Source organism: Alistipes sp. CAG:268 (assembly GCA_000434235.1).
In the GTDB taxonomy this organism is placed as follows: Bacteria; Bacteroidota; Bacteroidia; order Bacteroidales; family Rikenellaceae; genus Alistipes; species Alistipes avistercoris.
This window is the reverse complement of sequence record FR891993.1, coordinates 1-21773: the sequence shown is the minus strand read 5'-3', so window position 1 is coordinate 21773 and position 21773 is coordinate 1. Positions and strand designations below refer to the sequence as shown.

Sequence of the window (21773 nt, the reverse complement as noted above, 5' to 3'; positions counted from 1 at the left end):
TGCTGAACATCTCCGTGTCGGACGCCGATTCGCTCATGTACGAGGAGGTTGTGCGCATCCTGGAGTACATCCAGACACATGCCAGCGTGCAGGATGACCGGGGGGTGGTGCACAACGCCAACATCATCTGGGGTACGAGCGAGAAGCCGCAGTTGGGCAACGCCATCGAGCTGGTGGTGGTGGCTACCGGCTTCGAGGGCGACGAGGAGGAGCACGGCATGCACCCGCTGGTCCCGCCCGTGCGGCAGCCGGATCCCGCTCCGCAGGAGCCGGCCACTCCGGTGCTCGAACCGATCAAGCCCGTGCAGCCCCGTCTCGCACAGCGCCCCGTCGAGCAGGTGATGCTCGGGGCCAAATCCACGCGTTACAGCAACATCGAGGCCCTGCTGGCCAAACCGGCCTACCAGACCCGCAACTCGAAGTTCATCGTTCAGGCTACGGGTGGCCGCAAAGAGGTGCTGCGCGACGATGCCGGCAGCGGCTCGCAGCATCAGAAGGACGAGCCGAAGGGCGGCTCGCTGTTCGACTAACCAATACTTTGCAGTTTGGAAGATACCGCTTCGTGGATCGTTTTCAACGGCTTTGAGCCGCGTCTTGCCGTGCTGTGCGCGGTGACCCTCTGCCTGTTGTGTGTTTCGGCGCTCGTGTCGGGGGCCGAAACCTCGTTTTTCTCCCTTTCACACAACGATGTCAATCGGCTCAAGAGCAGACGGAGCGCTTCGGCCGCCGCCGTGCTGCGCCTGCTGGGGGACGTGGATCTGTTGCTGGCTACCATTCTGGTCATCAACAACCTCGTGAACATCTGCATCGTCATCCTCACGGCCCACATCATCGATTCGGTCTTCACGTTCCTCCGTTTCGAATTCCTCTTCAAGACCGTGCTGGTGACCTTCCTGCTTCTGCTCTTCGGCGAGATCCTTCCGAAGGTGCTCGCTCAGACCATGCCGATGCGTTTCGCTTCGATGGTGGCACAGCCGCTGCTGGTCCTGCGCTGGATCTTCTACCCGCTCTCCTATCTGCTGGTCCACGCCACCAGCCGCATCAGCGAGAAGGCCGTGCACAAGAGCGAAATATCGCTCGACGAGTTGGCCGATGCCGTAGACATGACGCAGAGCTCGAGCCCCGAGGAGCATGTGATGCTGTCGGGCATCGTCAATTTCGTCAATACCGAGGTGCAGGAGATCATGAAGCCCCGTGTGGACATGACGGCACTCGACGCTACGGCAGATTACGAGACGGTCAAGTGGACGATCATCGGGTCGGGTTTCTCGCGGATCCCCGTCTACGAGGAGGATATGGACCACATCCGCGGCACGCTTTATGTCAAGGATCTGCTGCCCTACATCAACAACGGCGCCGACTTCGCCTGGCAGCAGTTGGTCCGTAAGCCCTATTTCGTTCCCGAGCACAAGAAGATCAACGACCTGCTGGCCGACTTCCAGTCAAACAAGATACACATGGCGATCGTCGTCGATGAGTATGGATCGACGCTCGGACTCGTCTCGCTCGAGGACATCATCGAGGAGATCGTCGGCGAGATCTCGGACGAGAGCGACAACGACGAATCCTTCTATACGCGTCTTGATGCCAAGAGCTATCTTTTCGACGGCAAGACTCATCTGGGCGATTTCGAGCGGGTTCTCGAGCTCGACGAGGATACCTTTGCCGATGTCAGGGGCGAGGCCGAGACGCTCGCGGGGCTGATGCTCGAACTCAAGCGCGACTTCCCGCGCAAGGGCGACACCTTCACGTCGCACGATATCCGTTTCACGGTGCAGGAGGTCGAAGGCCACCGGATCGACAAGATCCGGGTCGATGTGCCATGAAACGCCTGCTGACCGGGCCGCTCCTCGATGCCGGGGAGACCGGGCCGTGGGTGGCAGCCGCCGAACTGGCCGCCGCCGCTGCTTTCGGCTCGGCGCGCCGCCGGGCCGAGTACCTCACCTGGCGGACGATGGTCCGGCGGGAACTGGGACGCTGCGTGGAGATCACCTATGACGCTGCAGGCGCCCCCTGCCTGGCGGACGGTTCCGCCTTTCTCTCCGTTTCACACTGTCCGCAGCGGGTTGCCGTCTGCATCTCCGACGCTCCGTGTGCCGTCGATGTCGAGTCCGAGGAGCGCGACTTCGGGCGTGTTGCCGACCGTTACATGACCTCTTCCGAGCGGGCGCTCTCTGCCGAACCCTGGTGGCCTGCGGCCGTGTGGTGTGCCAAGGAGACCCTTTACAAATATGCCCGGCGGCGCGAACTGGACCTCCTGCGCGACCTGCGCGTCCTGTCGCTGGATGCGGAGGCGGGGCGGATCGTGGGCTCGATTGCGGGCGGGGCACCGCTCAGTCTTTTGATGCGCCGCGAGGAGGGTTGCATGTTGGTCTGTATCTTATGAATCCCGAGATCAAAATCGCCGAACCGCAGCTTTCTGGTACGGCCTTGCCGGTAGAGACGCCCGATCTTCTTGCCCGCGAAGAGGAGGTCTCCGGCCGTGCCTTCCGGGGCGGTGACATCTCGGGACTTGCCTGCGACCATCTTGCCGTCACGGGCTGCAGTTTCACCGGATGCCGCCTCTCCGGGGTGGTGTGGCGGCATGCCCATTTGGCTGATGTCGTTTTCCGCAACTGCGACCTCTCAGTGGCCGATCTTACCGGCGCCGGCCTTTTTCGTGTCCGTTTCATCGACTGCCGCCTCTCGGGAGCTTCGCTCTCCGAGGCGTCGCTGCAGCATGTTGCGGCGGAGCGCTGCCGTGCGGAGTATGCCGGTTTTGCGCAGTCGCGTATGCGGCACGTGCGCTTCGCCGGCTGCGACCTCTCCGGCGGAGCCTTTGCGGAGTGTCGTTTCGAGCAGGTCGCCTTTTCCGAATGCCGCCTTGCCGGTGCGGAGTTCTTCGGAACCCGGCTGCGCGGTATCTCTTTGGCCGATTCGGATATTCGCGGCATCCGAATCCGTGAAATTTCGTCTGTAGAACTGAATGGGTTGAAGGTGAATGCTTTGCAGGCCTGTGATCTGGTCCGTCTTCTGGGAGTCGAGATCGAAGATTAATGAAATACTCAAAAAATTTACATATTTACTAAATTTTCTGAATAATATATTTGGAGAATTCCTTCCGCCATTCTATCTTTGCGCCCGTCTTAGATGATAAGATTTTTTAATAACTATTTAAAAGGTTCAATTGAGATGAAAGCAAAGATCAACGAGTGGGTACGCACCGCTCTGATTATGTTGGGTGAGAGCATCAAGCTGAGCGAGATGTAATTCTCCCCTTTATTCCGAAAACGAATACCGAAACTTCATATCAAACGAAAAGCCCGCTCCATGCATGGAGCGGGCTTTTCGTTTCGTTGCCTCGGAACTTATTTCAGTCCAAGTTTCTTGGCGATCTCCTTCGGAATGGCATTCTTGTTTACCATGAGCGACGTGGTCTTGTAGGCCACGAAAGGTTTCGAGAAGTACCAGAATCCGTCGTAGGGCGCTACCGTGTTCCACGAGTTCTGCACCTTGTAGTAGGGAGTCCCGTTCTGATCCTTGGCTAAGCCCATGATCAACATGCCGTGGTCGTCGGTCGTCTCCCAGTTGTCGAACGAAGTCTGGCGCATCTCCTGCGTGATCGTGCGCTCCTTGCCCGGTTTGTCGAACTTGTAGAGGGCAGCCTCCTTCTCCTGTTCGGTGAGCTTGCCCCAGCGCTCGGCCTCCGTGCCGCTCATGCCTTCGAGGTCGGCTTCGGGAATGACGCCGATACCCTTGGTGCGGCTGAAGCCCTTCTCGCTCACGTCCGTGCCCCAGGCCACCGTGTAGCCGTTTTCGAGGGCGTTGTCCACGATCTGCATCATCTCCTCGAGAGGTACGTTGTATACCTCGGCCCACATCCAGTTGTCGGGCACTTCGATGATGAAGCGCGAGTAGAAGGGGTGGTGCGTGAACGACGAGACGTCCACGTAGTCGTCCATCGAGATCGGCAGCGAGGCGGCGAAGCTCTCGGGGGTATACTCCTTGCCCTCGTAGGTAAAGGTCTCGGGCAGGACACCGAAATACTCGTCAAGAATGGCGTTGAAGCCGCGCTTCCAGGCCGTCGAGAGAGGCTTGTTGCCCGCTGCGCGGATCACGGCGTCGAGGTACGATTTCAGCACCTCCGAGATCTCGTGGAAGTCGGGTTTTGTGGTCCCGTAGTTCAGACCCGGGTAAACCTCGAACGGCACGATGCCGTGCTCGCGGATCCCTTCGGTCACGTCGTGGGCGGCACCGCCCTCGGCGAAGTTCAGCGTTCCGTGCATGCGCACGTATTTTTCGGCCTTGTCCATGAACGAGTGGCGCACGATCCACATCTCCGAGAGGTGCATCGGCTCACCTCCGGCCTTGATGATCTCGCTCTCGAGGAACGAGAGGGTCGAGAAGCACCAGCAGGTGCCGCTGCGGCTCTGGTCCTTGACCGGTGTGGTCTCGATCACCTTCACGTCGGTGAACTGGTAGCCCGGTGCGGAGTCGTTGTTGGTGTCGGTCTGTGCCGCTGCCGTGAGAGCGAGGCAGAACGCGACGGCGGAAAGCATCAGTCTTTTCATAGGCGTTGATCGTTTGGTGGGTTAGTGTTTATTTTTTCGAATTCGATACGATTTTCATACACTCTTCGAGCGTCAGCTCCTCGGGCTTCGTACCGCGCGGGATGCGGTAGTTTTTGCCCTTGTAGGCGATGTAGGCGCCGTAGCGGCCGTTTTTGACGAGCATGTCGGGATCCTCTTCGAAGCTCCGCAGCGGGGTGTTGGCCGCAGCCGCAGCCGCCTTGTGGGCCTCGATCAGCTCCACGGCGCGTTCGTAGGTGATCGTGTAGGGGTCGTCGCTCTTGGCCAGCGAGGCGAACGATTTGCCGTAGCGCACGTAGGGGCCGTACTTGCCGATGCCGACGCTGAGCGTCTCGCCGTCGAGTTTGCCCAGGTCGCGCGGCAGGGCGAAGAGTTCGAGCGCCTCGTCGAGCGTGATCGACTCGATGAGCTGTCCCTTCTTGAGCGAGGCGAAGCGGCTCTTCTCGCCCGGGTTGCCCTCGATCTCGACCATCGGGCCGTAGCGGCCGATGCGAGCCTTGACGACATGTCCCGTTGCGGGATCGTTGCCCAGGATGCGTACTTCGCGCGTCTTGGCCGGCTGCGTGGCAATAGCCGAATCGACCATCTTGTGGAACGGGCCGTAGAAGTCGTCGATCATCTTTTCCCAGGTGATGTCCCCCTCGGCGATGCGGTCGAACTCCTTCTCGACATTGGCCGTGAAGTTGTAGTCGATGATCGGTCCGAACTGGGCCTCGAGGTAGTCGTTCACTACCATGCCGATGTCGGTGGGCGAGAGCCGGTTCTTCTCCTTGCCGCTGTTTTCCGTGAGGGTCTTGTCTGCAATCCGGTCGCCCGAGAGCGTCAGCTGCAGGTAGGAGCGCTTCTGTCCCTCCTTGCTCTGCTTGACCACGTAGCCGCGGTTGATGATTGTCGTGATGGTCGGGGCGTAGGTCGAAGGACGGCCGATGCCGAGTTCCTCGAGCCGCTTGACGAGCGAAGCCTCGTTGTAGCGGGCCGGCGGGGTCGTAAAGCGCTCCGTGGCCGTGATCTGCGCCGCAAGCACGCGGTCGCCGGCCGTGAGCTTGGGCAGCAGCCCCTCGCCGCTCTCGGCGCTCTGGTCGTCGTCGGTCGATTCGGAGTAGAGGCGCAGGAATCCGTCGAAGCGGATCACCTCGCCCTGGGCCACGAACTGATGTTCCGAGCCGCTCATGTCGATGGTGATCGTCGTGCGGTCCAGTTCGGCGCAGACCATCTGCGAGGCGACCGTCCGTTTCCAGATCAGGTCGTAGAGTTTCTTCTCGGCCGGGGTGCCCTCGATCGACTGGCGGTCGATGTACGAGGGACGAATGGCTTCGTGGGCCTCCTGTGCGCCTTTGGTCTTGGTCTTGTAGTTGTGCCACGACGAATACTTCTCGCCGTAGAGCTTGATGATCTCCTCCTTGCACTGCGCAAGGGCCTGCTGCGAGAGGTTCACCGAGTCGGTACGCATGTAGGTGATCAATCCCTGTTCGTAGAGGTGCTGGGCCACGGACATCGTCTGCGATACGGACATGCCCAATTTGCGACCTGCCTCCTGCTGGAGCGTCGAGGTGGTGAACGGCGGTGCGGGGTAGCGCTGGGCCGGCTTCTCCTCGGACTTGACGACCGTGAAGGTGGCGCCGATGCACTGTGCGAGGAATTCGCGGGCCTGCTGCTCGGTCTCGAAGCGTGTCGGCAGCTCGGCCTTGAAGAGCGTCTTCTCCGCATCACCGGCGGCATGGAACTGTGCAACGACCCGGAAGTAGGGCGCCGAGCGGAAGGCGATGATCTCACGCTCGCGCTCGACAATCAGCCGCACGGCGACCGACTGCACACGCCCGGCCGAGAGTGCGGGCCGGACCTTTTTCCACAGCACGGGCGAGAGTTCGAAGCCGACCAGACGGTCGAGGATGCGGCGCGCCTGCTGGGCGTTCACGAGGTTCATGTTCACCGTACGGGGGTTCTCGATTGCCTCGAGGATCGCACGCTTGGTGATTTCGTGGAAGACGATGCGTTTCGTCTGATCGACCGGGAGACCCAACACTTCGGTCAGGTGCCATGCGATGGCCTCTCCTTCGCGGTCTTCATCGGATGCGAGCCATACGGTTTTCGTCTTCGCGAGTTTGGTGAGTTCATCGACGACCTTCTTCTTGTCTCCCGGAATCTCGTAGACGGGCTTGAACCCCTCGTTGATGTTGATTCCGAGGTCTTTTTTCGAGAGGTCGCGGATGTGTCCGAAACTCGATTTGACGATATAATCCGAGCCGAGGAACTTTTCGATGGTCTTGGCCTTGGCAGGGGACTCGACGATGACTAAATTTTCCTGCATTGCTTTTTTTGATGGCTTTTTCAGAAATGCGAAAACCTAAGTATCTGCACACTTAGGTTCCGCACAAGGGTTTATCGTTTGCTTATTTGATCATGTTGTATGAGATCGTAAAGCGGATCGGGGCATTGTTCTCCGGTAAGAGTGTCCCGCCCGAATCGCTTGTCGGCATGCCTTGAACCTCACCGAACGAGTTCGTATAGAGGCTGTAGGCCTCCGGGCCGAGGTAGACCGTACGGTTCTTGACGTTGTCCATGTCGATCTCGCGTCCCTCGGCCTTCGCAGCGTCGCGCTCTTCGACATAGCTGTTCCAGAGACTCTGCATGTAGGCCGTGATATTCATCACGTAGCATCCGCGGCTGCGGTTGATCTTGCCGTAATAGTCCAATTCGGTCTCGTACTGCTGCTCGTAGGTATAGTAGTAGTCGGCGATCGGGGTGAGCTTCTTGTAGTCCGTATACATGCCCAACCGTTCGGGAGCTGCCGACATCTGCTCGACCAGACGGCTGAGGTTGCCGCTGCCCGATCCGATGTTCTCCCAGTCGTACTCGCTGTCGTTGAAGTAGAGCGACATGGTGACCTGACTGAAAGCCAGCGTACGGAAATCCTTGTTGTTGCGTTCGTTCTCGGCCTCGATCTCGGCGTCGAGCGTCTCGAAGAACTCCCGGGTGAAGGTCATCTCGCTGATGACACCGCCCAGACCCTCGACATGGATCCGCGAATGGAGCGGACGGTTCTCGTTCGTCTCGCGGGCATCGTCGATGTTGATCTTCGTGGCTGTCGTGGCCTCTTCGTAGTTATGCGTGACCGTATTGACCGAAACGTTTCCGAATCCGTTGTTGCTGGTCGTTTCATAGAAGTAGTAGACCATTCCGACCGTATCCTGGATCAGCGATGGGTCCTCCTTGACGCGGGTTCGGCCGTAAATGGCCAGTCCCGACGTCTCGAGTTTCGTCCCGAAGACCGTGCCTTTGCCGTACTCCGAGATCATCTGATCGGGATCCGGGGCTATGTAGAGGCCGCGGAACTGCTCGACCCACTGCTCGACGCTGTCCACGCTGTAGATCGAGTAGTCGTTCTCATAAGGGAAGTCGTCGCCGTCGAATGCCTTCTGGAGCATCAGGTGGCGGACATATTGCTTGCCCTCCTCGGTCGGGGTGAGCGTCACATAGGTGGCTGCCGGTCCTTCGCCCTCCTTCTCGCCGCCGAGCGTGAAGCGGGAGAGCGGTTTCTGCGGATCATAGACACCCGCCTTCACGGGGTCGAATCCGATGTAGAAGGTCGTATCCTCCTCGACCTCCTTCAGGTAGTCGTTGCTCAGGATCTCGTATACGGCGAAATGCTGCGTGGTGAGCGTGTCCACGCCGTATTTCTCGACCGAGAGCAGCAGCAGCGCCGAGTCGAAGATCGGGTTTTCGCCGAAGTAGCCCTCGGGCACCGAGTAGTAGTTGATCATCTGCGAGAGGAACCCTGCCGTGCGGCGTCCGATCGTGTCGTTGAGCTGCTGGCCGAAGTATCCGTAGGAGATGTTCGACGAGATGATTGAATCGGTCTGGTAGAGGCGTGTTTCGACGTACTGTTTCGGGTTGAGCTCGTCAATCCGGGGGATCGTGACGTATCCTGCGTACATCTGCTGGTTGTCCGGAACGAGGTTCGACCCCAGCGTGTCATCGACGGACGTGCAGCCCGGGAGCATCGACGTGCCGACGACGGCGAGCGTCGCGGCGGAGAGCAACAGCCGGCGAATGTTATTGAATCGCTTCATAGAATCGGTTGTAATTATCGAAAAAGTCCTCCGCGTCGGGCGACTGGTATTCGAGCATCGGTTTCCCGCTTTCACGGACGATCTCCAGCACCCGGGGATCTACCTCCGCGGATGCCGCAACCACGCCGTCGGCATACTCCATAACGAAGCGGCAGAGATTTTCGTATGACGGGTCTGCGATTATTCCGAGATTTTTGTCCTTGACCCCCTCGCCGGCGATCTTGTCGGCGAATCCGGGGTCGAGCGATCCGGGGAATCCGTCGCCGTAGAGCGAGACGACGATCTTCACGTCGCGGAAGATCGGGTCGTCGGCGAAGACGTGTTTCAGGTAGACCGGCACCACGGACGAGAACCACCCGTGGCAGTGTACGATCGACGGGGTCCAGCGCAGCTTCTTGACCGTCTCCAGCACGCCGCGGGCGAAGAAGATCGACCGTTCGTCGTTGTCGGCGAAGTAGTTCCCTTCGGCATCGGTCAGCACGGCCTTGCGCGAGAAGTAGTCGTCGTTGTCGATGAAGTAGATCTGTACGCGGGCCGAGGGGATCGAGGCCACCTTGATGATAAGCTGGTGGTCGTTGTCGTCGATGATGAGGTTCATGCCCGAGAGGCGGATCACTTCGTGCAGTTGGTGCCTGCGCTCGTTGATGCAGCCGTAGCGCGGCATGAAGGTCCGGATCTCGTTGCCGCGCTCCTGCATCGCCTGCGTCAGCGCACGGCACAGCCGGGAGTTCTCCGTTTCGGGCAGATAGGGAGTGATCTCCTGGCAAACGTACAGAATCTTGCTGGCCATGTTTCGTCTATTTTTTTAAGCGCTTATTTTGCAAAGATACGAAAAATTTCTTAAAGAATGAGCATTGCGTCGCCGTAAGTGCCGAAGCGGTACTTCTCTTCGCGGGCGATCTTGTAGGCGTTCATCACCGTCTCGTAGCCGCCGAATGCCGCTACCATCATCAGTTGCGTGGAGTAAGGCAGGTGGAAGTTGGTAACCATGGCGTCGGCGACCGTGAAGTCGTAGGGGGCGAAGATGAACTTGTTGGTCCACCCCTCCATGGGCTTGATCATGCCGTTGGTCGATACGGCCGTCTCGAGCGTGCGCATCACCGTGGTGCCGATGGCCGCCACCTTGCGGCCCTCGCGTTTGGCCCGGTTTACCGCCTCGGCGGCCTCGTCCGTAACGAAGAACTGCTCGGAGTCCATCTTGTGCTTCGAGAGATCCTCGACATCGACCGTACGGAAGTTGCCCAGTCCGACATGCAGCGTGATGAAGGCCGAGTCGATGCCCTTGATCTCCATGCGCTTCATCAGGTGCTTCGAGAAGTGCATGCCGGCCGTCGGGGCGGCCACGGCGCCCTCGTGGCGGGCGAAGATGGTTTGGTAACGTTCGGCGTCCTCGGGCTCCACCTTTTCGCGTACCCATTTGGGCAGGGGGGTCTCGCCGAGGCTGAAGAGCGCCTGTTTGAACTCCTCGTAGGAGCCGTCGAAGAGGAAGCGGAGCGTACGTCCGCGCGATGTGGTGTTGTCGATCACTTCGGCCACGAGCAGGTCGTCGTCGCCGAAGTAGAGCTTGTTGCCGATGCGGATCTTGCGGGCGGGGTCCACCAATACGTCCCACAGGCGCAGCTCGCGGTTGAGCTCGCGCAGCAGGAAGATCTCGATCTCGGCCCCGGTCTTCTCCTTGTTGCCGTACAGACGTGCGGGGAAGACCTTGGTATCGTTGAATACGAAGAGGTCCTTTTCGTCGAAGTACTCGATGATGTCCTTGAAGATGCGGTGCTCGATGGTGCCCTTGGCCCGATTGATCACCATCAGACGCGATTCATCGCGGTTCTCGGCCGGATACCGGGCCAGCATGTCGGGCGAGAACTCGTAGCCGTATTGCGATAATTTCATAGTTTGACGCTCTTTTTACGTTCTGAAAATGAGACAGATTATTTTCTATACGCAAAAAAAGCTATTTTGTTTCAGAATTTTGCAGATTTTTGAGAAAATCCTCCAGATCCCAGGCATTGGCCAGCGTGAAACCGCCGCTGCGGGTCCTGCGCAGCGAGGTGAGGTGGGCGCCGCTGTCGAGCGCCTCGCCGATCTCGCGGGCCAGCGAACGGATGTAGGTCCCCTTGCTGCACCGCACGCGGATCCGGATCCGGGGCAGGTCGCATTCGAGCAGCTCCATCTCGTAGATCGTGATCCGGGCCTTGCGCAACTCGACCTCCTTGCCCGCGCGGGCCAGTTCGTAGGCGCGCGTTCCTTCGATTTTCTTGGCCGAGTAAACGGGCGGCTCCTGCAACCGTTCGCCGGTGAGCGACCGGAGGGCCTCCTCGACGGCCTCGCGCGTGATGTGCTCCCAGGGATAGGTGGCGTCGATCTCGTGTTCGAGGTCGTAACTCGGGGTCGTGGCGCCGAGCATCACGTCGGCCACATACTCCTTCTCCTCGGCCTGCAGCGCGTCGGCCATCTTCGTGGCGCGGCCGATGCAGACGAGCAGGATGCCCGTCGCCAGCGGATCGAGTGTTCCTGCATGTCCCACCTTGATGCGGCGGTATCCGAGTTTGCGGAGGGTGAACTTGACCTTGCGGACCACGTCGGCCGAGGTCCAGCGCAGGGGCTTGTCCACCACGGCGATGTACCCCTCCTCGAAGTTGATGCCGTGCAGGTCGTGTGCGTCGGATGTCAGCATATGTAGCTCAGAATGGAGATGATGCCGGCCAGGGCGCAGTAGACGGCGAACCAGATCAGACGGCCCCGTTTGACGATTTCGATCATGAAGCGGCAGGCCAGGCATCCCGTGATGAACGAGGCGAGGAATCCGGCTACGAGCGGCCCGGTGGCGACGCTGGCCGTCAGCTCGCCGCCGGCGGCCTCGAGCAACGTCTCGCCGAGGATCGGTGCGAGGACCATGAGGAACGAGAACTGGGCTACGGCCGTCTTCTTGTTGCCGAGCAGCAGACCGGTGGCGATGGTCGAGCCCGAACGCGAGAGTCCGGGCATGGCGGCACACGCCTGCGCCAGTCCGATGATGAAGGCGTCGCGGTAGGAGATTGTCTCCCGCTGCCGCGGCCTGGCATAGTAGGCGAAGGCCAGCAGGGCGGCCGTCAGCAGCAGCATGGCGCCTACGAAGGCGAGGATCCAGGGGGCGTCGAGCAGGGCGTTGATCTGCTCCTTGAACAGAAAACCGACGATGCCGATCGGGATCATCGAGACGACGATCTTGAGGATGTAGGCCTGCTCCTCGTTGAAACGGCGCGAGAAGAGCCCCTTGAGCAGGCGCCACACCTCGTGCCAGAGCACAACGATCGTACTCAGCACGGTGGCGGCATGCAGGATGACGTCGAACGTGAGGTTCTCTTCGATCTCCACGCCCAGCAGCTCCTTGGCGATCTGAAGGTGCCCGCTGCTCGAGACGGGAAGAAATTCGGTGATGCCCTGCACGATGCCGAGCAGGATGGCTTGCAATGTATCCACGGGTCAGTTGTTTTCTTGTGCGGGGTGTCAGTAGCGTTTCAGAATGGCATAGATCTCCAGGACGAAGCCGCCGACCACGAGGATCGGGGCCAGCGTGATCCTCCGCCACGAGAACATGGCGTAGTTGAATTCGTCGGGCGAATCGCTGCCGCCTCCCGTCATCAGCACGAAGCCGAGGAGGATGACGGCAAAACCGATGGCCAGCAGGATGTAGTTGCGGCGCGTGAGGGGCATGCGGGGATCCTCCTGTGCGGATTCCGTTTTCTTGGACTGCTCTTTTTTCATTTAATTTAATAAAGGTATATCTTGTTCGACTTCATATTGACGAATTTGTTCAGGGCGGCCAGCGTGAAGAGCCCCGATATCACTACGCCGCCTGCAATCATCGCGCCGAGAATGATGGCGATCTTGCCGGCCTCGGCGATCGTCGTCAGTTCGGGGATGGTCTCGTTGAGTCCGTAGACGGCCAGTGCGAAGAGGGCTGCGGCGCCCAGTCCGGCCAGTATGCCCTGCGTGATGCTGCTGCCCAGGAACGGCCGCATGATGAACCACTTGGTTGCGCCGACCAGTTTCATCGTGTTGATCAGGTAACGTTTCGAGAAGATCGCCAGCCGGATCGTGTTGCTCACCAGGATGAGCGAGATGACGAGCAGCGCCCCGCCGAAGAGCAGCAGCACCAGGCGGATCTTGCCCACCGTGGCGTGGAGCCGTTCGGCCATGCGGGCCGGATAGGAGACGCGGTCCACGCCCTCGATGCGTTCGACGGCGGCGATGAACCCGTCGAGCAGCTCCTTGTCGGCCGATGCCGACGTGAGGGTCAGTTCGAACGAGTCGAGCAGCGGATTCTCCTCGAGCACCTCCTCGAACGTGCTGCCGAACATCTTGCGGAACTCCTGGTCTTCGATCTTCTGCTCCTTGGCAAGGAAGGAGATCGTCGAGACGAGCGCCTCCTCGGAGAGCTTCTGCTCGATTTCGGCGCGCTGTTCTTCACTCAGCCCGTTTTTCAGCTCGACGCTGACGGCGATGCTCGACTGGAGTGTATCAGCCACCTTCATCGCCGCAACCATCAGGTAACCCACCGACCCGAGCAGGAAGAGCACCAGTGCGATGCTCACCGTCGAGACGATGTAGGAGTTGCGGACCTTGCGTTTGAGCCGTTTGTCATCCTTCATGGCTTGTCTCTTTTTTCTTGCGGAAACAATGTATCAGCGCCGCGGCAGCTCCCAGCAGGATCAGCAGCGAGCAGGCGAGCGTCACCCCTTCGACCGCCTCCCAGCGGGGGGCGCGGAACCTCCATTCGACGGTGTGCCTGCCGGCCGGCAGGCGCATGGCGCGCAGCACGTAGTCGGCGCGGAAGGCGGGTGCCTGCTCGCCGTCCACCCAGGCCGTCCAGCCCCGGTCGTAATAGATCTCCGAGAAGACCGCAACGGCCTCTTCGGGTGACGAATATTCGTATTTGAGGTAGTTGGGGCGGTATTCCGTGAGGGCGATCGTCCGCACGGCGGTCGAGTCGCCTTCCGCCCGTGCGGGCAGCGTCTTTTCGGCCTCACCCCTGTCCCGGGAGCCGACCACGGCCGTAGTCTTCAGGTCGGTCTCGTCCAGCAGGTCGATCTCCTGCTGCGGGGTGTCGCCCGCGACGATTCGATCGACGAACCATGCGGCCCCGTTGGGCGAGGGGCGGCGCACCGCCTCGGGCTGCCCGTCGTCGCCCGGTACGATCAGGTAGCGCGTGTTGAGCATGTCGAGTACGCCGTCGTCCAGGTCGTTCAGATAGCGGTCGATCAGGTCCTGATAGCGGGCGAGCTTGGCACCGTGGTATCCGCCCACCGAGCGGTGGAAGTAGGAGGTCGTGGCGTCGTTGAAGGGGCTGACCGTGAGGTTCAGTACCCGGTATCCCGGCTCCTTGTCCTCCATGATGGCCCGGTCGGCGGCCGAGGGGGTTACCTGCTGCCGGCGGGGTGACACGAAGTTCTCTCCCGAGAGGAAGCGCAGGTCCACCGGTACGAGGTCCAGCAGCATGACGGCCGCCAGCGTTCCCGCAAGGGCGAATTTCCCGATCCTGCGCAGGACGAAGAGTCCCACGCATCCGGCCGCCAGCAGGATCATCAGCAGCGAACGCCAGGCGTCGTGCCGCATCATCGCGGCCCGGTCGGCGGCCATCGCGTCGGCCGTTGCGGCGCCCCATTCGATATCCATGCCGCGGTCGATGTACTGCTGCATGTCGTTGGCCTGGAAGATGTGGTGGAACTGTTCGGTCATCATTTCGGCGCTTGCCTCGCGGCCGAAGTCGAAGAGGGCCGATCCGGCCACGGCGAAGAGCAGGCAGAGTCCGCCGGTGATTCCGGCGCTCCAGGCCAGGGCGCGCCATACCCGTTCGCGCGGGATCTCATCGCGCCACAGGCGCATAAGCGCCGCGGCTCCCAGCAGCGGTACGGCCCACTGCACGACGACGAGCGTCATCGAGACCGTGCGGAACTTGTCGTATCCGGGGAGCAGCTTGAAGGCCAGTTCGGTGAATCCCATTAGGTTGCGGCCCCATGAGAGCAGGATCATCAGCACGCAGACCGCCGCGATCCACCACTTGCTGCGGCCGGGCAACAGGATGAGCCCCAGTACGGCGAGGAAGATCGCCGCGGCGCCCAGATAGGTCGGGCCTCCCGTGTAGGGCTGCGTACCCCAGTAGGTCGGGAGTTGTTGTGCCGCACCGCGCAACCCGTAGTCGTTCAGCACGGCAGCCGTCTCTCCGTCGGCTGGGAAGGTCGTGGCCGACTGGCGTCCCATGAAGTCGGGGATGAGCAGGTTGAAGGTCTCCGTGCGGCCGTAGCTCCACGCCGTGGCGTAGTCGAGGTCGAGCCCGCCCCGGGCACTCTCCGACGGGGAGGCCGTTGCGGCCAGCTCCGAGCCGCCGCGGATGGTCTCCTTCGTGTGCTGGGCCGTGTACCACAGCGGCGCGAAGTTCGATCCGACGGCCAGAATGCCCGCTCCGGCCAGTGCCGCGGTACGCAGGGCGAAGTCGCGCATCCGCTTTCCGCGCAAGGCGAAAATCCCCTCGCTGATCCACAGCGCGGCCATCGCCACGAGGAAATAGTAGGTAATCTGCGGGTGGTTGGCGCCGATTTCGAGCGAGGTGGCCAGCGCCGTCAGTGCGGCGCCGTACCAGAGGTTGCCGCGCAGGGTCATCCATGTACCAGAGGTTGACGCGCAGGGTCATCCATGCGCCGCCCATCATCAGCGGGGCGTAGACCAGCGCCCACATCTTGGTGATGTGGCCCGCGCCGATGATCAGCAGGAAGTAAGTCGAGAGTCCGTAGGCCAGTGCGGCGACGATGCCGATCCAGGGGTTGATGCCGAAGATGAGCAGCATGCACCACATGGCGGCCATCGAGAAGAAGAGGAATGCGGCCGGGGTGTCGATCAGTTTGACCACCTGCCCGACGGTACGCTTGACCGCCTGTGCCGGGTAGGCCACGTTGATCAGGTAGGCGGGCATGCCGCCGAACATGCCGCCGGTCCATTGGGGGTCTTCATCCCGTTCGGCGCGCATTTGGGTGATGTCCCGGGCCATTCCCTCGTATTGCAGCACGTCGTGCTGGGGCAGCACCTCGCCCCGGAACTGGGGGGCGAAATAGGCGGCGCTCACGATGAAGAAGAGGACAAGCGCCACGACTGCAGGGAGTATTTTCGCTGCGGAACCTTTCGAAAAATTCATTCTGTCGAGTCTTAACCGATTGCCAAAGGTACGAAAAAACATCGAGAGTCACTCCTTTCCTTACGAAAAATGACTATCTTTGCACATATGATTACACTCGAAGACATCCGCAAACCCGTTACGGCGGAGCTGGAGGCATTCGACGCATTCGTCGAGAGCCAGTTCACTGCCGAGGGTGAATTGCTTTCCGATATGTTGCGGTATGCGCTCTCGTCGCGCGGCAAGGGCATCCGGCCGCTCCTCGTCATGCTTTCGGCCGCGTTGAACGCTCCCGTGAAGGCCGCCGCCGGTGGCCGGCGCGCCTGTCTGGCCGCCATGCTCGTGGAGATGATCCATGTGGCGTCGCTCATCCACGACGACGTGATCGACGAGGCCGACACGCGGCGCGGCAAACCATCGGTCAATGCCCGCTGGCAGTCGCACAAGGCGGTGATCCTGGGCGACTACATCCTGGCCAAGAACATGAACATCGGTCTGCTGAGCGGCCAGTTCGACCTGGTGACGCACGTCTGCGGCGCAATGGCCGCTCTGTGCGAGGGCGAGGTGCTGCAGGACGAATGTGCCGCGGCGCACCGCATGACCCGTCAGACCTACCTGGACATCATCTACAAAAAGACTGCCAGCCTGCTCGGGGTGAGCGCTTCGGCCGGCGCCCTGGCTGTGCGTGCTACGCGTGACAAGGTCGCCACGATGCGCCGTTTCGGCGAGGCCGTGGGCATGGCCTTCCAGATCCAGGACGACATCCTCGACTATACGCCTTCGGCCCAGACCGGGAAGCCGGCCTGCAACGACCTGCGCGAAGGGAAGATCACGCTGCCGCTGCTGGCCGTGCTCGACCGTGCGTCGGCGGAGCGACGGGCCGATCTGCTGGGCAGACTGGCCCGTTGTCATGAGGACGACAGCGAGGTGGAGTATCTGCGCGGAGTGGTGGAGCAGGAGGGGGGACTCTCCTTCGCGGCCGAGGTCATGCAGGGATACATCTCGCGTGCCGTGGGGATGCTCTCCGACTACGAGGATTCCGAATACCGCTCGGCGCTGGTGAATCTCTGTGCCTATATCGCCGAGAGAGACCGGTAATATGCAGTTACGACCTGAAAATTACCCACAACCTAAAAATAATCTCAAAACAACACGTATGGAACAAAAAAAGAATTACACGCTGCCCATCATCATGATGTTCGCGCTCTTTGCCATGATTTCGTTCGTGACGGGTCTCGCAAACCCGCTGGGCGTAATCGTCAAGAATCAGTTCTCCGTAGCGAACTGGATGTCGCAGCTGGGCAATTTTGCCAATTTCATCGCCTATGCCGTGATGGGTATTCCGGCCGGTATGATGCTCAATCGGATCGGTTACAAGAAGACGGCTCTGGCAGCCGTGGCCGTCGGGTTCGTCGGTGTCGGTGTCCAGTATCTTTCGGGTGAGGCAGGCAGTTTTGCCGTTTACCTCGTGGGCGCATTCATCTCGGGCTTCTCGATGTGCATGCTCAATACGGTGGTCAATCCGATGCTCAACACGCTGGGCGGCGGCGGCAAGAAGGGCAACCAGCTGATTCAGTTCGGCGGTTCGCTCAATTCGATTTCGGCAACGATCGTCCCGATTCTGGTAGGTTACCTGATGGGTGACGTGGCCCGTGCCACGATCAGCGATGCCGCTCCGGCCCTGTTCATCGCCATGGGAATTTTTGCCGTAGTGTTCATTGTCCTCTACATGGTTAATATTCCCGAGCCGTACGCCATCGAGGAGAAGCGCGCCGAGGCCAAAAAGGACAAGCACAGTGCTCTTTCGTTCCGTCACTTCGTACTGGGTGCCGTGGCCATCTTCATCTATGTGGGTGTCGAGGTCGGTATTCCCAACTTCATGAACCTCTTCCTTACGGCTGCTCCGGATGCCGGTATGGGCATGGCCGCTGCTGCTGCAGGTTCGCTTGTCGGAACCTACTGGTTCCTGATGATGTGCGGACGTCTGATCGGCGGTATCGTCGGCGGCAAGGTGTCGAGCAAGGTGCAGCTTACGGTGGTTTCGTCGCTGGCCATCCTCTTCGTGCTGGCCGGAATTTTCGCTCCCGTGACTGCGACGGCTTCGATGCCGGTATTTACCGGAACCGGCTTTGCCATGGTTCAGGTCCCGGTCGGCGTGGTCTTCCTGACGCTGTGCGGCCTTTGCACTTCGGTGATGTGGGGCGGTATCTTCAACCTGGCAGTCGAGGGGTTGGGCAAGTATACGTCGATGGGCTCGGGCTTCTTCATGGTGATGGTTTGCGGTGGCGGTGTGCTTCCGCTCATCCAGGGCGGCGTTGCCGATTTCGCCGGTTACCTGTCGAGCTACTGGGTGATCGTCGTGGGTCTGGCATTCATCCTTTACTATGCACTTGCCGGTTCGAAGAACGTCAATAAGGACATTCCGGTCAATGACTGATACCCGGAATCTTCCGAAAAACAAGGGGCGCCTCTTTCAGGCGCCCCTTTTCGCATCCGTTCGCTGAAAAGGACCTTGCGGATTCGGTCTTGAACTGCGGTGCTCTTCTCGGGTCTGAATTCCTCTCCGGCCTCCGTTTGTGCACCGGCCGCCTTCTCCGCTCCGGCCCATGCTTCCGGATCCGGTCCTTGTCTTCTTCCGGTTCCCGGGAAACTCCTGGCGTTGTGTGTTCCGGACGGAAACAAAAACCGGATGGCTCCATCGGGAACCATCCGGTTTTTCCATACGACCGTCGGAACTATTTCTCCGTGCTGGTCATGCGCTTCTCCTTGATGCGGGCCTTCTTGCCGGTCAGATCGCGCAGGTAGTAGATGCGGGCGCGGCGAACGACACCGATCTTATTGACCTCGATCTTCTCGATGTGGGGCGAGTAGAGCGGGAAAATGCGCTCCACGCCGACGCCGTTCGATACCTTGCGGATCGTGAACATCTTGGTCTTGCCCTGTCCCTTGATCTGGATCACCACGCCGCGGAAGCTCTGTACGCGCTCCTTGTTACCCTCGATGATCTTGTAGGATACGGTGATCGTGTCTCCGGCCTTGAACGACGGAATGTCGGCATCCGTCTTGGGCCACATCTGCTCATTGACGAGCTTGATGATTGCGTCTTTGTTCATTGTTGCAACAATTTTTTTGTGTTTCGCATCCGACATTCCCGCTGTGCCGCCGCTACCATACGGACTCCCTGGCCCGTAATCCCGCGATGCGGTCTCGACTCCCGCTGCCGCCTGCCGTCTCCGGCCCGCCGCCCCGGTCCTCTCGACCTTCGCATTTGCGCTGACACCCAATGAAAGAGGTCGGTACACGCCCCGTTGGGGACCGCAAAGATAGGAAGAATTTTCCGAACGACACAAGCATCGGATGAAAAATCCTCCCGGAGCAGGGGAAAATCGTTATCTTTGCAGGCAAAACAGGAGAAAAACGATGGATGAACGACTGATACTGGTAACCAATGACGACGGCTATGCCTCGAAGGGGCTGGCTGCCGCGATCGATGTGGCCCGCGGTTTCGGCCGCGTGGTGGCCGTGGCTCCCGAGACGACGCAGAGCGGCATGAGCCAGGCCATTACGATGTACAACCCGCTCTACCTGCGTAAGGTCCGCGAGGAAGAGGGGCTCACGCTCTATGCCTTTTCCGGCACGCCGGTCGATTGCCTGAAGATGGGGCTCGACTGCCTGCTGCGCGGCAGGCGGGTCGATCTGGTGCTCTCGGGCATCAACCACGGCTCGAACTCGGCGGTCAATGTCCTCTATTCGGGGACGATGGGTGCGGCCATCGAGGGGAGCTTCTACGGCTGCCCGTCGATCGGGCTGTCGCTCGACGACCACTCGGCCGATGCCGACTTCGATGCGGCCGTGGAGTATGGCCGGCGGATCGTCGGCGCCGTGCTCGAGGGCCAGGTCGAACTGCCGCTGTGTCTGAACGTCAATGTCCCGAAGGGACGCCCCGAGCAGGTGAAGGGCATCCGCCTCTGCCGCCAGAACCGCGGCTTCTGGCGCGAGGAGTTCTATCGCCACGAGGACCCGCGGGGCCGGGAGTACTTCTGGCTCACGGGAGATTTCGTCAATGCCGAACCCGAGGCCGAGGATACGGACGAGTGGGCGCTGGCGCACGGCTACGTCTCAGTGGTCCCCGTGCAGGTGGACCTGACCGACTACGGCCGCCTGGCAACCCTTGGCGAAGTGCTGAAATAGTGTTATCTTTGTAAAAAACCGAGTCCTATGCTGATCAAAGTCCTGCTCGTCATCTCGATCATCGTCCAGACGCTGGCGACGATCTATGCGCTCCGGCTGGTGCGCGCCACGAAATACAACTCGGTGTGGATTCTCTTCATCGTGGGCTTTTCGTTGCTGACCATCGAGCGGCTCGTACAGCTGCTCATCGACCTGGGGGTCGAGGTGATGCCGCGCTGGTGGTTCGCCTACCTGGGGGTTACGGTCTCGATCTGCCTCTCGATTGGCGTGATGTACGCCCACAAGCTCTTCACCTACATCGACCGGCTGAACCACCAGCGGACGCTGCTCAACAAGCGGATCCTCACGGCTGTGCTGCGTACCGAGGAGAAGGCGCGGTCGCGCTTCTCGAAGGAGTTGCATGACGGCCTGGGCCCGCTGCTCTCGTCGGCGAAGATGTCGCTCACGGCCCTTTCGCGCGACGAGCGCAACGCCGAACAGCGCGAGATCATCGACAATACGACCTATGTTATCGAGGAGGCGATCCGCTCGCTCCGGGAGATCTCGAACAACCTTTCGCCCCACGTGCTCAACGATTTCGGACTGGCGCGCGGCGTGCAGAACTTCATCGACAAGAGCGTTGCGATGCACGACGTGAAGATCCGCTTCACGACCAACCTCCGCACGGAGCGTTACGATACGGATGTCGAGGTGATCCTCTACCGGGTGATCTGCGAGCTGATCAACAATTCGCTCAAGCATTCGGGCTGCCGGGCCATCAACCTTTCGCTTTCGCAGAACGGGTCGGAGCTGGCGCTCGACTATTCGGACGACGGACGGGGCTTCAACCCGCAGGCGATGATGGATTGCGGCATGGGCCTCTCGAACATCGCCTCGCGGATCAACTCGTTGGGCGGGACGTTCGATATCGCCTCGGCGAAGGGCAAGGGGATGCGGGCCGCCATCCGGGTCAATACGCAGGAGAGTGTCGTTTCGGAACAGCGCCGTTCGCGCCGCCGGAAAAAATAGGAGTCGTCATGGAGTGCAGAATCATACTGGTCGATGACCATTCGCTCTTCCGCAACGGACTGCGGGGGCTGCTCGAACGCAACGAGGGATTCCGCGTCGTGGGCGAAGCCTCGAGCGGCGAGGAGTTCCTCTCGCTCCTGGAGCAGGAGTCCTTTGCGGCGGACATCGTTTTCATGGACTTCTCGATGCCGGGGCTCGACGGCGCCCAGACCACCGAGCGGGCTTTGGCGCGTTGTCCCGATCTGAGGATCATCACGCTGTCGATGTTCGGTGAGGAGAGCTACTATTCGCGCATGGTCGAGGCCGGGGCGCGGGGCTTTCTGCTGAAGGACTCCGACATCGGCGACGTGCTCGAGGCGATTGCGGCGGTCATGGGCGGCGGCAGTTACTTCTCGCCGCGGCTGCTCTCGTCGCTCACCGGGCGGATGCACGCCCGCGAGCACGACGAACTGGCCGACGATCAGCTCTCGTCGCGCGAGCGGGAGATCCTGGTGGCCGTCTGCCGGGGACTCTCGAATCAGGAGATCGCCGATGAACTCTTCATTTCGAAACGTACGGTGGACAAGCACCGCGCCAACATCCTCGAGAAGACCGGTTGCAAGAATACGGCCAGCCTCGTGGTCTATGCCATCCGCAACGGCATCGTCGATATCTGACCGGCGGGCAGCGTCCGCGGTGCCGCCTTCGTCCGTCTCCTTCGCCGGACCCGCAGGCTTTCCGGATACCTCCCCGGCGGACCGGTGGCATGGAGTAGTATAAAGGAGAGCGGCTTTCCATGCATGGAAAGCC

General features: G+C 60.7%; 18 protein-coding genes and 2 pseudogenes. 9 read left to right on the top strand and 11 right to left on the bottom strand.

From position 1 onward, the window contains the following. From QZL63_RS04625 to QZL63_RS04610, 4 genes and pseudogenes are all read left to right on the top strand, one after another. Window positions 1-530 (top strand): annotated as a pseudogene (locus QZL63_RS04625) (cell division protein FtsZ); the annotation flags it as partial. A gap of 15 nt (window positions 531-545) precedes the next feature. After that, entirely contained in the window at window positions 546-1826 is a 1281-nt protein-coding gene (gldE, locus tag QZL63_RS04620) for a gliding motility-associated protein GldE (RefSeq protein ID WP_022308157.1), read from the top strand. Further along, window positions 1823-2386, top strand: a complete 564-nt coding sequence (locus QZL63_RS04615) for a 4'-phosphopantetheinyl transferase family protein (protein ID WP_022308156.1) — start codon at window positions 1823-1825, stop codon at window positions 2384-2386. Before gldE ends, QZL63_RS04615 begins: the two co-directional genes overlap by 4 nt. Continuing rightward, window positions 2383-3036 carry a pentapeptide repeat-containing protein gene (locus QZL63_RS04610; protein ID WP_022308155.1) on the top strand — a complete coding sequence of 218 codons (654 nt, stop codon included), beginning with the start codon at window positions 2383-2385 and terminating at the stop codon, window positions 3034-3036. The genes QZL63_RS04615 and QZL63_RS04610 overlap by 4 nt, the downstream gene beginning before the upstream one ends. Before the next feature lie 311 nt (window positions 3037-3347). Here QZL63_RS04610 and QZL63_RS04605 read toward each other — a convergent pair whose 3' ends face one another. The 10 genes and pseudogenes from QZL63_RS04605 to QZL63_RS04560 all read right to left on the bottom strand — a co-directional run bounded on the left by QZL63_RS04605 (window position 3348) and on the right by QZL63_RS04560 (window position 15806). Next, entirely contained in the window at window positions 3348-4550 is a 1203-nt protein-coding gene (locus tag QZL63_RS04605; protein ID WP_022308154.1) for an aminopeptidase C, read from the bottom strand. A gap of 28 nt (window positions 4551-4578) precedes the next feature. Continuing rightward, on the bottom strand, window positions 4579-6876 hold the full coding sequence (gene topA / locus QZL63_RS04600) for a type I DNA topoisomerase (RefSeq protein ID WP_022308153.1): 2298 nt from the start codon (window positions 6874-6876) through the stop codon (window positions 4579-4581). An 82-nt stretch (window positions 6877-6958) separates the two neighbouring features. Further along, window positions 6959-8638, bottom strand: a complete 1680-nt coding sequence (locus QZL63_RS04595; RefSeq protein WP_022308152.1) for a DUF4270 domain-containing protein — start codon at window positions 8636-8638, stop codon at window positions 6959-6961. After that, window positions 8622-9428, bottom strand: coding sequence for a glycogen/starch synthase (locus tag QZL63_RS04590; protein WP_022308151.1), 807 nt, complete (start codon window positions 9426-9428; stop codon window positions 8622-8624). Before QZL63_RS04590 ends, QZL63_RS04595 begins: the two co-directional genes overlap by 17 nt. 50 nt (window positions 9429-9478) lie before the next feature. Next, window positions 9479-10528 carry a tRNA preQ1(34) S-adenosylmethionine ribosyltransferase-isomerase QueA gene (gene queA, locus QZL63_RS04585; RefSeq protein WP_022308150.1) on the bottom strand — a complete coding sequence of 350 codons (1050 nt, stop codon included), beginning with the start codon at window positions 10526-10528 and terminating at the stop codon, window positions 9479-9481. Between the two features lie 61 nt (window positions 10529-10589). Beyond that, window positions 10590-11279, bottom strand: coding sequence for a tRNA pseudouridine(55) synthase TruB (gene truB / locus QZL63_RS04580; protein ID WP_290586068.1), 690 nt, complete (start codon window positions 11277-11279; stop codon window positions 10590-10592). A 26-nt stretch (window positions 11280-11305) separates the two neighbouring features. Beyond that, the gene (locus QZL63_RS04575) at window positions 11306-12097 is read right to left on the bottom strand and encodes an undecaprenyl-diphosphate phosphatase (protein ID WP_022308148.1); all 792 of its coding nucleotides are present in this window, start codon (window positions 12095-12097) and stop codon (window positions 11306-11308) included. A gap of 27 nt (window positions 12098-12124) precedes the next feature. Beyond that, window positions 12125-12382 (bottom strand): DUF3098 domain-containing protein, encoded by a 258-nt coding sequence (locus QZL63_RS04570; RefSeq protein WP_022308147.1) that lies wholly within the window; start codon window positions 12380-12382, stop codon window positions 12125-12127. A 5-nt stretch (window positions 12383-12387) separates the two neighbouring features. Continuing rightward, on the bottom strand, window positions 12388-13269 hold the full coding sequence (locus tag QZL63_RS04565; protein ID WP_022308146.1) for a cell division protein FtsX: 882 nt from the start codon (window positions 13267-13269) through the stop codon (window positions 12388-12390). Next, window positions 13259-15806: pseudogene (locus QZL63_RS04560) on the bottom strand (YfhO family protein). Before QZL63_RS04560 ends, QZL63_RS04565 begins: the two are co-directional and overlap by 11 nt. A gap of 87 nt (window positions 15807-15893) precedes the next feature. On the opposite strand from QZL63_RS04560, the gene QZL63_RS04555 reads away from it, so the two are divergent. Together QZL63_RS04555 and QZL63_RS04550 are read left to right on the top strand one after the other, a co-directional pair. Further along, a complete protein-coding gene (locus QZL63_RS04555) occupies window positions 15894-16883 on the top strand; it encodes a polyprenyl synthetase family protein (protein WP_022308144.1) in 990 nt (329 codons plus the stop codon). 58 nt (window positions 16884-16941) lie between these two features. Beyond that, window positions 16942-18222 carry an MFS transporter gene (locus tag QZL63_RS04550; protein ID WP_022308143.1) on the top strand — a complete coding sequence of 427 codons (1281 nt, stop codon included), beginning with the start codon at window positions 16942-16944 and terminating at the stop codon, window positions 18220-18222. A gap of 298 nt (window positions 18223-18520) precedes the next feature. On the opposite strand, the gene rplS is transcribed toward QZL63_RS04550, so the two are convergent. Beyond that, window positions 18521-18898, bottom strand: coding sequence for a 50S ribosomal protein L19 (gene rplS / locus QZL63_RS04545; protein WP_022308142.1), 378 nt, complete (start codon window positions 18896-18898; stop codon window positions 18521-18523). Between the two features lie 307 nt (window positions 18899-19205). On the opposite strand from rplS, the gene surE reads away from it, so the two are divergent. The 3 genes from surE to QZL63_RS04530 are packed head-to-tail and all read left to right on the top strand — an operon-like array spanning window position 19206 to window position 21640. Next, the gene (surE, locus tag QZL63_RS04540) at window positions 19206-19976 is read left to right on the top strand and encodes a 5'/3'-nucleotidase SurE (RefSeq protein WP_022308141.1); all 771 of its coding nucleotides are present in this window, start codon (window positions 19206-19208) and stop codon (window positions 19974-19976) included. A gap of 27 nt (window positions 19977-20003) precedes the next feature. Then, the gene (locus QZL63_RS04535) at window positions 20004-20984 is read left to right on the top strand and encodes a sensor histidine kinase (RefSeq protein WP_022308140.1); all 981 of its coding nucleotides are present in this window, start codon (window positions 20004-20006) and stop codon (window positions 20982-20984) included. An 8-nt stretch (window positions 20985-20992) separates the two neighbouring features. Then, window positions 20993-21640 carry a response regulator gene (locus tag QZL63_RS04530; protein WP_022308139.1) on the top strand — a complete coding sequence of 216 codons (648 nt, stop codon included), beginning with the start codon at window positions 20993-20995 and terminating at the stop codon, window positions 21638-21640. Window positions 21641-21773: the final 133 nt, after the last annotated feature.